Source organism: Roseateles sp. P5_E4, from assembly GCF_054049255.1.
Genome location: NZ_JBFUMS010000028.1, coordinates 1 through 10,262 on the forward strand (window position 1 = coordinate 1; position 10,262 = coordinate 10,262).

7 protein-coding genes are annotated in these 10,262 nt (G+C 66.0%); all 7 read right to left on the reverse strand.

Going from position 1 to position 10,262, the window contains the following annotated elements; translation table 11 throughout:
* On the reverse strand, positions 1-2,886 hold a 2,886-nt coding region (locus ACXJLH_RS29140; RefSeq protein ID WP_457447956.1), incomplete at its 3' end, for a PKD domain-containing protein.
* Positions 2,887-3,102: 216 nt separating this feature from the next.
* Complete coding sequence (locus tag ACXJLH_RS29145; RefSeq protein ID WP_457447958.1) at positions 3,103-5,031, reverse strand: acyltransferase family protein; 1,929 nt, start codon at positions 5,029-5,031, stop codon at positions 3,103-3,105.
* A gap of 10 nt (positions 5,032-5,041) precedes the next feature.
* Positions 5,042-6,139 carry a DegT/DnrJ/EryC1/StrS family aminotransferase gene (locus ACXJLH_RS29150; protein ID WP_056195844.1) on the reverse strand — a complete coding sequence of 366 codons (1,098 nt, stop codon included), beginning with the start codon at positions 6,137-6,139 and terminating at the stop codon, positions 5,042-5,044.
* Positions 6,139-6,720, reverse strand: coding sequence for an acyltransferase (locus tag ACXJLH_RS29155; protein ID WP_457324022.1), 582 nt, complete (start codon positions 6,718-6,720; stop codon positions 6,139-6,141). The genes ACXJLH_RS29150 and ACXJLH_RS29155 overlap by 1 nt, the downstream gene beginning before the upstream one ends.
* 1 nt (position 6,721) lies before the next feature.
* A complete protein-coding gene (locus ACXJLH_RS29160) occupies positions 6,722-7,792 on the reverse strand; it encodes a Gfo/Idh/MocA family protein (RefSeq protein ID WP_056195838.1) in 1,071 nt (356 codons plus the stop codon).
* A 37-nt stretch (positions 7,793-7,829) separates the two neighbouring features.
* The gene (locus ACXJLH_RS29165; RefSeq protein WP_457447960.1) at positions 7,830-9,302 is read right to left on the reverse strand and encodes a lipopolysaccharide biosynthesis protein; all 1,473 of its coding nucleotides are present in this window, start codon (positions 9,300-9,302) and stop codon (positions 7,830-7,832) included.
* The coding region (locus ACXJLH_RS29170) for a glycosyltransferase (RefSeq protein WP_457447962.1) at positions 9,299-10,262 on the reverse strand (964 nt) is incomplete at its 5' end. The genes ACXJLH_RS29165 and ACXJLH_RS29170, both read right to left, overlap by 4 nt.

The following is a 10,262-nucleotide window of genomic DNA, read 5'->3' on the forward strand; positions in this document are numbered from 1 at the left end:
GTCCTGCAGCGTGAACACATCGATTTCGCTGATCGTCTGCATGCCGTTGAAGTCGATCTGCACCCAGTCCGGGTAGACGCCCGAAGTGCCATCCGCCCACGCACCGCCAGCTCCCCAGTTCAGCCCCAGCCGATCGCCGTCGATGACCGCGCTGGCGGGAAATCTGGAGTCAAAAGTGCTGGACGCTGTGGCGACGCCGCCGTTGGCGGCTGCAGCAACATTGACCGCCTGTCCCCCTGTTGCCGCCGTGATCACCACCGCCTGCGTCTTGCTGTGGGTCAGGCCTCCAGCGTCGGTCACCGTCAACGTCACCGTGTAGCTGCCTGCCGCGCTGTAGCTCTTCGTGACCGACACCCCGCTGGCGCTGGTGCCGTCGCCGAACGTCCACGCGTAGCTGGCGATGGGGCCTTCCGCATCGGTGCTGCCGGCGCCGGAGAAGCTCAGGCTCGCGCCCACCTGCCCACTCGTCGGGCCGCTGATGTTGGCCACCGGCGCCTGGTTGGCCATGCCTCCCGGCGTCCAGGCCTCCACTTCGACGATGCGCGAGAAGTTGTTCATCGCACCTGCTATCAGGACTCGAATACTGGTCGTACTAACCGGTGCAAATACAAATTGCCGCCACACCTTGTCATTTCCGGTGACATTGCCGCCTTCTACAGTCACCCATCCGCCGCCATCCCAATACTGGACGTCGTACTGAGTGATTCCATATTTTGCGAAGGTCATCGCCAGCGTAGGCGCCGACGGCGATTCCTTATCATCCTGCAGTGTGAATACGTCAATTTCGCTGATCGTCTGCATGCCGTTGAAGTCGACCTGCACCCAGTCGGGATAGACACGCGACGTGGCATCGTTCCACCCCCCTCCGGCGCCCCAATTCAAACCCTTTCTATCACCGTCATTGATTGATTTAACCGGGTAATGGCCGTCATACACGCTGGAGGCAGATGCAATACCGCCATTGGCAGCCAACGCCACATTCGTGGCAATACCTGGAGGCGCTCCAACCGAAAACAAAGCGGTCTTCACAGAACTCAATCCATGATTATCCACCACCGTCAAGGCGACTTTATACGTGCCGATGTACTGGTATGTCTTGGCGACGCCGACTCCGACTCCGGTCGTGCCATCGCCGAAATCCCAAACATAAGAAGCAATGGAACCACCAGGGGCGCTGCTCAACGCAGCGGAAAACTGCGCAACCGCCCCTGCAGTTCCAACACCTGGCTGTATTTCAAAATTCGCGCTTGGCGGCGGGTAAGCCCCTTGTGAAACCACAACTTGCTGCGTAGCAGTAGATGTCGCACCCACGGAGTCGGTAACCGTCAACTGGACGGTGTAGGTTCCAGCGTTTGCATAAACCTTCCTAGCTGAAACTCCAACCGCGGTCGTGCCGTCGCCGAAGTCCCACCCATAACTTGCAATGTTGGCTTCAGCATCTGTACTCGCAGAACCGGAAAAGGTGGTGAAGATTCCGGCCTGCAAATTAACCGAGGGCACGGAAATGACCGCCACGGGGGGCGTGTTCGGCTGAAGGCAAAGCTCCCAGATGCCGAACAGCGCCGAGCCCCTGGAGTGGCCGTACACCGAGTAGCCACACCCCGTGGAAGGTGCAAACGTAGTCAGCGCAAGAGACACGTTCCCCGGGTTTGTTGTCGGCACGTGCACCTCGGTCCACAAGAGGGTTCTCGTGTCGAAAGTCCACAGATCGTCCAATGCCGAACCGGAAGGCGAAACGCCACCAAACAGAACGACAACTCCATTTTTCGAGTCGAAATACATCTGCGCGTAGCTGCGTTCGCTCGGGCCAACGGCTCCGGTTACTTCCCTCCAACTGTTGGTTGCAGGGTCGTACAGCCACGTGTCGTTTAAATAGGCATTGTTGATGCACCGCACCGACTGTCGATCAAAGCATACCCCTCCAAACAGCACGAATTGGCGACTGAAGGAGTCGTAGACAAACTGGTTCTCTATCTGGCCGCGGGGCTCAGGCGAAGTCCCTTGGCCAGCAGGGATCGCAAGCGTAAATTCTCTGGTCGAAAAATTCAGTTTATACAATGAATTATCATTGCTGGCACTTCCGAACATATAGGCATTGGTGCCATCTCCAGCGAACCCTGGGCTATGACGCTCTGTGGGCGCCAATCCGGTATAGCCCCAGTGACGCTCCATCAGCCTGATGTATTGCCCAGTACTCAGGGAGTATGCCCAAGCACCGCTTCCGAAGTCCGCGTATACGGAATAGGCCGCGCCGGCGCCGATCCCGATATCGCGGTCCAACGTCAGCGTCTTGAGCGCCGCATCATAGGACAGGACCACGGCAGTCGGGCTACCGCCGTTTTGCACGAGCCAATCCTTGTAGAAGTCATTCGTCGTGGCTGGCAGCGTCGGATCTACCAACTTCGTGCCCGTCGTACCGGCACCAGCAGACCGCGTAAAACCCTGCTGGCTGGCACATCTGTAGCCACTGCCACCATTCCAAAGCCAGAAATAGTTATTTATGGGATCAAATACCACACCGCTTTCGTCTGAGCCATTGGGTTTATTGAACGAAGTATTGCCCGCGCAGCTGTTATTGGGATCGAGCAGCGTCCATGACTTGGCAAGAGGATCAAAAGCCCAAACATCGTTGAGATAGGCTCCGCCGCCGGCCCCTCCCCAAAAAACCGCCTGATTGAGCGAGTCCACCCACGTCATGGCGCTCCACTCGCGCCATGGGGGCGCATTGGTCGTGGAAATCTGACGCCATGTAGCAATAAATTCCGCAGCGCGCGCGTCGTTCGCCGCAAGTCCCAAGGAACAGATGCAAGCGCCGAGCAAGACCGCGAGGAGCCGGTTGAGAAGGACGCGCATAGGAACCGAAATCGAGATGTGTAAAGAATCCATCAATACCTCAACGTGAAGCGGAGGTCCACGGAGCCCTCTTCCCTTGCGAGCGCGCATAGCGGACTCGCCTCGTCATCAAATGACCACTTTTACATCACACATGGACACTGGCGTCGACATTCCGCAACCCAAACCCTCGGCTCGGGGGTGCAGCAGGCACGTGTTGCGCATCGCCGTCGGCACACTCGCCGCCTGACCTTGGCCTGCACACCGTCATCAGAGAAGACCAGGCCCAGCCGCAGTTGCGGTCGTCTTGCCCTCCAGCAACCGCAGCACGGCGGGGGCGACTATTGCGGCGCCAGTCATGCTGAGGTGGTTGTCGTCGAAGTACAGGCTGGCATCCCCCTCCAACACCTTACAACGCGGGCCGCCGCACAGCAGCTGGTCCAGCCCGACACGTTCGGCTTGCCCATCAGCGGTCAGCCGCTGCACCAGGGCCAGCGACGCGGCCTGCCGGATGCGGTAGTCGGCTGCCATCTGGCCCTGCGCGGCCAGCTCGTCTCCGCGTCGCCAGCGCATGGCGAGAGCCGCCGGCACCGGGTAGTGGTAGGTGGGCACCGGGTCCAGCAGCAACACCTGCTTGCCGGCAGCGTGCAGGCGCTGGATGCTTTGCACCAGGCCCGCCTCGAAGGCCGTCGCGCCGGGGCCGTCCAGATAGAACTGGTAGCGCGCCACCAGCAGCACGCTGTCGACACTGGTGTCAGCCACCAGCCTTTCCAGCAGCGCGCTGTTGACGGCCGCACAGCGTGGCCGGCCGGGGGGCTCGAAGCCCAACGCCGGCGGGCAGGTCGAGCCCGTCAGCTGAGCCACACGCCGGTCCGTCGCCTGGTCGCCCAACGCACGGGCGATCTCGACGCCATGGCTGTCACCCCAGACCGCCAGCGTCTTCGTGGCGGAGGCCGGCCCGAACAGGCAGCGGACGTCGTAGTCCAACCAGCGGTTGCCGCTGGAGTGGCAGCGCTTGCGGTCGAGGCTGAAGTCGCTCGCGCCGGCACGCAGCACCGCATCGCGGCCCGGCTGGGCGGCACGCTGGTCGGACACGGCCGTCAGCGCCCAGGCCGCGCCCAGGCTGGCCACGATGGTGGACGCCCCCGCCACGAGCATGACCGGCTGCGCCACCTTGGAGCGCCGCACCGGTGCCTCCACCCAGCGCAGCGAGGCCCAGGCCAGCGCGACGGACAAGGCCACGGCCAGCGCGGCCTGCACCGGCGAGGGCTGGTCCAGCACCAGATGCCGCGTCAGCACCAGCACCGGCCAGTGCCAGAGGTAGAGCGAAAACGAATGCGCGCCGATCCAGCGCAGCGGCGCGGCCGACAGCCAGCGCGTCGCGACCGCCCGTTGCGTGGCACCGACCCAGATCAACGCCGCCGTCGCGAGGCAGGGCCACAGCGCCAGCGGCCCCGGGAAAGCGTGATCGGCCCGCATCAGCAACAGCGAGGCGACGAGGGCCGCGAGCGCCGTCCAGCCCAGCCCCGAGTCCACCCAGGCCGGGCGCGCGGACGGTGAATCAGTGCGGCTGGACCACCAGGCCAGGCCCGAGCCGATCATCAGCTCGAAGGTGCGCGCTGGTGCCGCGTAGAAGGCCAGCTCGGCGTCATGAGGCATCAACCGCAGGCACCAGGCCAGCGACACGAGGCCCACGCCCAGCAGCACGATGCCGATATGCCGGCGCGCGAAGCGCCACAACAGGGCCAGCAGCGGCGGAAAGACGATGTAGTACTGCTCCTCGACGGCCAGCGACCAGGTGTGCAGCAGGGGCTTGAGCTCGGCGGCTCCTTCGAAATACCCGGTCGTCCGGTACAGCTCGATGTTGGAGACGAACAGCCCCGTGGCCCCCAGCAGTCGCGCAAACTCGCGCAGCGCCTGCGGTTCCAGCAGCAGCAGGCAGGCCGGCGCGACCAGGGCCAGCATCGCGAACAGCGCCGGGAAGATGCGCCGGATGCGCGCCGCATAGAAGGAGGCGATGCTGTAGCTGCCAGCGGCCAGGCGCTGCAGCAGCAGGGTCGTGATCAGATAGCCCGAGATCACGAAGAAGATGTCCACCCCGACAAAGCCGCCGGGCATGGCCGCGGGCCAGGCGTGGAAAACCACGACGGGCACGATGGCCAGGGCCCGAAGTCCCTCGATGTCGGGCCGGAATTTCATCCGCGAATGGTCAGGCCAGTGCCGCGGCCAAAGCCGCGACGACCTGGTCTTGCTGCTCCTCGGTGAGGTCGGCGCTCATGGGCAGGCTCATGACGCGAGCCGCCGCGGCGATGCTGTGCGGGCAGGCGTCCGGCTGGCCGTATTTGGCATAGGCCGGCTGGTGATGCAGCGGGCGCGGGTAATGCACGGCGGTCGGCACGCCGGCGGCCTTGAGCTTGGCCTGCACGGCCTCGCGGTCGTCCACGAAGACGGTGTATTGCGCCCAGACGCAGTCGCGGTCGGGCCGGACTTCCAGCAGCTGCAGGCTCGGGATGGCCGCCTGCAGCTTGGCGCGGTAGGCCTCGCCGAGCTCGAGCCGGCGGCGGACCTCCCACTCGAAGCGATCCAGCTTGCCCAGCACGACCGCGCATTGCAGCGTGTCCATGCGGCCACCCACGCCGACGCGGGTGTGCAGATAGCGCTGGCTCTGGCCATGGATGCGGATCTCGCGGCAGGCCTGGGCCAGCGCGTCGTCGTTGGTGAAGATGGCACCACCGTCGCCATAGCAGCCCAGCGGCTTGCTCGGGAAGAAGCTGGTGCAGCCGAAGGTGGAGGTGTTGCAGCTCTTCTTGCCGTTGTACGACGCGCCGAAACTCTGCGCGGCGTCCTCGATGACGGCCAGGCCATGCTTGCCGGCAATGGCGTTGATCTCGTCCATGTCGGCCACCTGGCCGTACAGGCTGACCGGCATGATGGCCTTGGTCTTCGACGTGATCGCGGCTTCGATGAGCTTGGCGTCGATATTGGCCGTACCGGGCTCGATGTCGACGAAGACCGGCACGCCGCCGGCCAGCACGATCATCTCGGCCGTGGCCGCGAAGGTGAAGGGGCTGGTGATGACTTCATCGCCGGGCTGCAGGTCCAGGGCCATCAGGCAGATCAGCAACGCCTCGGTGCCGCTGGCGACGCTGATGCAGTGCTTGGCGCCGGTGTAGGTGACGAGGGCCTGCTCCATCTCCTTGACCTCGGGGCCCAGGATGTACTGGCCGTGGTCCAGCACCTTCTGGATGCGGGCGTTGATGTTGTCGCGCAGGGCCGCGTACTGGCTCTTGAGGTCGATGAAGTCCATCAGATGATCTCCAGGCGGTTGCCGCTCAGACGGTAGCGGTCGCCGGTGTGGGGGCAGGTGGCGTCGACGGGCTGTTCGCTCGCGACGGGCAATTCCAGGCGCTCGCCGAAGCGGCTCATCCAGCCGATCTGCTTGGCGGGCACGCCCACCATCAACGCGAAATCGGGCACGTCACGGTTGATGACGGCGCCGGCGCCGATGAAGGCGAAGCGGCCGATGGTGGTGCCGCAGACGATCGTGCTGTTGGCGCCCAGCGTCGCACCCTGCTTCACGAGGGTGCGGCGGTATTCGTCCTTGCGCGTGACTGCCGAGCGCGGGTTGTAGACGTTGGTGAACACCATGCTGGGGCCGCAGAAGACGTCGTCCTCCAGCGTCACGGCGTCGTAGACGGAGACGTTGTTCTGGATCTTGACGTTGTCGCCGATGGCCACGTCGTTGCCGACATAGACGTTCTGGCCGAAGGAGCACTTGCTGCCGATGCGGGCGCCGGCGCTGATGTGCACGAAGTGCCAGACGCGGCAATCGGCACCCAGCTGGGCGCCTTCGTCGACGATGGCGCTTGGGTGGATGGTGGTGGCCATTTCAGTAGGCCAGCGGCAGGTTGATGCGCTTGCCGTCGCGGGAGCTCATGTACAGCGCGATCAGCAGCTCCAGCGACTTCAGGCCTTCGCGACCGTCGGTCTCGGGGTGGGCCTCGCCGCGCAGCGTCTGGATGACGTTGTCGTAGTAGAGCGGGTGGCCGAAGCCGTAGACCGAGGTGGTCTGGTAGCTCGCGTCCTTGATCAGCGCGTCCATCTCATGGGGGGCATCGAATTCCCAATGCTGGATCTCGTTGACCGCCAGGCCGCCGACGCGCACCGAGCCCTTCTCGCCCAGCAGGGTGATGGAGCCTTCGAGGTTCTTGGGATAGGTCAGCATGCTGACGTTGACGGTGCCCATGGCGCCACTGCGCCACTTCAGCGCAGCCGCGCCGCTGTCCTCGACCTCGATGTTGCGGGCCAGCGTGCCGGTGTAGGCCATGACACTCTCCACGGGGCCGCAGACCCAGTCGAGCAGGTCGATGTAATGGCTGGCCTGGTTCATGAACGCGCCGCCGTCGAACTCCCACGTGCCGCGCCACTCGGCGCTGTCGTAATAGGCCTGGGGGCGGGTCCAGAAGACGTTGACGGCGACGTTGTAGAGCCGCCCGAAGCGGCCCTCGCTCATCGCGCGCTTGAGCAGCTGCAGCGTGGGGTTGCGGCGGTTCTGCTTGACGACGAAGAGGCGCACGCCGGCGTCGTCGCAGGCCTTGACCATGGCCAGGCCGTCCTGCCAGCGCGTGGCCATGGGCTTCTCGGTCATCACGTCGATGCCGGCGCGGGCCACCTCGATGGCCTGGCGGGGATGCAGGCCGCTGGGCGTGGTCAGCACGACGCAGTCGATGCCGAGTTCGGCCTTGGCGGCCAGCAGCTCGGTCAACGACGCAAAGCCGCGGCCCCCCGTCTTGGCGACGGCGGCCGCCAAGGCCGCGGGGTCGGTGTCGCACACCGCCACGAGCTCGGCGCGCTCGGCGTGCTTCTTGATCGCCTCCATATGGTTCTGGGCGATGCGGCCGCAGCCGATCAGCGCGAAACGGACCAGGCGGCCGATGACGGGAGGGCGGGACTGTTGCATAGGGTTCACCTGTGAGGGTTCGGTCTGTCTTGTCGGTCTAGGCGGCATTGTCGGCAGCTCGCCGCCAGAACCGCGTCAGTCTTGCAAAGGCCGGATCGGCGGCCAGCGGGTGGCGGCACCAGCCCAGCGCCAGCAGCCACGAAACGCAGCAGCTGAGGATGGCCAGCACGAACCAGAGGATAGGCATGGTCTGGCCAGGCTCGCGCGGGTGAAGCACCAGCAGCAGCGCGGGCGGCGCCAGCGCGATCAGCGCCACGGCCATGCTGCGCACGAGCTGGCCACGCAGCACGCGCCAGTCGTTGGGCAGGAACTTGCCCTTCACGACATAGACCAGCGGCAGCTGCAGCAGCATGGCCAGCGCCAGCCCGGCCGCGCAGGCCCAGGGCTCGCGCCAATACGCCGCCGCCGCGACGATGAGCGCCGCGCGCGCCGGCTGGAAGACCACCTCCATGCGGGTCAGCAGGTCCATGCGGCCCATGGCCACCATGAGGTTGCCGATCAGGCTGATCGCCGCGGCCAGCGCGCCGGCCAGGCAGAAGATGGGCACCAGCGGCGCCGCCGCGTCCCACTGCGGGCCGAACAGCAGCCGCAAGGTCTCCAGCCCGTAGAGGGCGACGAAGCCGTAGAAGGGCCAGGCCACCACGCAGACATAGGTGACGCTGGCGATGTAGAGCGGCTCCATGGCCTGCTGCTCGCGCACGGCCTTTGCGAAAGCGGGATAGGCCACGTTGCGCACGGCGCCCATCAGGTCGCGATGGAAGAGGTTCATCAGGCCCTGGGCGCGGCTCAGCAGCGCGACGGGCGTGAAGCCCATCAGCTTGCCCACGGCCAGGTCGTTGATGTCCATGGACACCGACGTGACGACGCCCACGACCGAGCTCTGGGCGCCGAACTTGAACAGGCTGCGCCATTGCGACAGCCCCGGCCGCAGCAACCGCCGCTCGCCCTGGGCCCACCAGGCGGCGAAGCCAGTGGTCGCACTGACGACCAGCGTGCCGGCCACGAGGCCGATGGGGCCCCAGCCGGCCCAGGACAGGCTGACGCTGGTGATGGCACCGGCCAGCGTCGCAACCAGGTTCGCGACGGCCAGGGCCTTGAAGGCGAGGCGGCGGCGCAGCAGCGCCAGCGAGATCGTCGAGAACGGCAGCAGCAGGAAGTTCATGGACGCCAGCCACAGCAGGTCGCGCATGTGCGGCTCGCGGTAGAAGTCGGCCACCCAGGGTGCCACGGCAAAGACGATGAAGCCCAGACCGATGCCGATGATCAGCGTGACACCCAGCGCCGTGCGGATGTGATCGTCGGTGAGGTCCTTCTCCTGGATCAGGTAGCTGGCGACGCCGAAGTCGCGCAGCACCTGGGCGATGCTCATGACAGCCAGCGTCACCGAGTAGACGCCAATCTGGTCCGGCGTCAGCAGCCGGGCAATGATCAGGTTGCTCGCCAGGTTGATGACGATCAGCGCATACCGCTCCGCGAAGGAGAACAGCAGCGCACTGCGTACGCCGCTCATCTCAGTGGCTCCAGGCGCCGGCCGTCGGCGGCCGCGTCCAGCACGCCGGCCAGACGCCGTGCTGTCGCCGCGCGGCTGTAGCGCTCGATATCGCGCGGCGTGTCCACGCTGGCCTCGCCACGCAGCCAGCGCTGCAGCGTCTGGGCCAGACCCGCCACGTCACCCGGCTCGACGCGCACGCCGCCGCCGGTGCCGTTGAGCACCTGGGCCACCTCGCTGGCCTCGGGCACGACGGCCAGGATGGGGCGGCCGCAGCCCAGGTATTCGAACAGCTTGCCCGGCAGCGACGCGGTGGCGTAGTAGCCCGTCGGCACCGGCAGGTAGAGCAGGTCGGCCTGCTTCATCAGCGTGACGGCCTGGCCATGCGGTACAGGGCCGAGCTCCGTCACCCAAGCCGTGACCCCGGCCTCGGCCGCCGGGCCTGGTTTGAAGCCAGCGGCCTGCACGCGCAGCCGCGCAAGCTCCGGGCAGCCTTGGGCCTGAAGCAAGGCGATGGCCGCATACAGGTCCTGCAAACCGTAGCCAGGGCGCCAGACGCCGGTGTAGGCGATGCGCAGCAGGCCATCAGCGACGGGCGAGGCCTCGCCAGCGAAGTCGGCCGGCTCGAAGCCGTTGGTGATCAGGTGCAGGTCGCCGCGGCCGCAGTCGCGGCCGATGCTGTCCACCAGTGCGTGGGTCACGGTGACGACGGCCGCCGCGTCGCGCGCCGCCAGCCGCTCCAGCGCCGGGTTCTCGCGAGCCTGCTCGGCCGACACCTGCTCCCAGGCCATGTCGCCGCTGGGCGTCCACTGGTCGCGATAGTCGAGCACATAGGGTTTGCCGGTGCGGCGCGACACCTCGCGGGCGATCAGGAAACCGGTCCAGGGCCAGCCGCTGGCGTAGATGGCGTCGAAACCCACGCTGTCGTGCAGGGACAGCGCCCGCTCGACGGCCGGCTTGAGCCAGCCCGCGGCCTGGTCG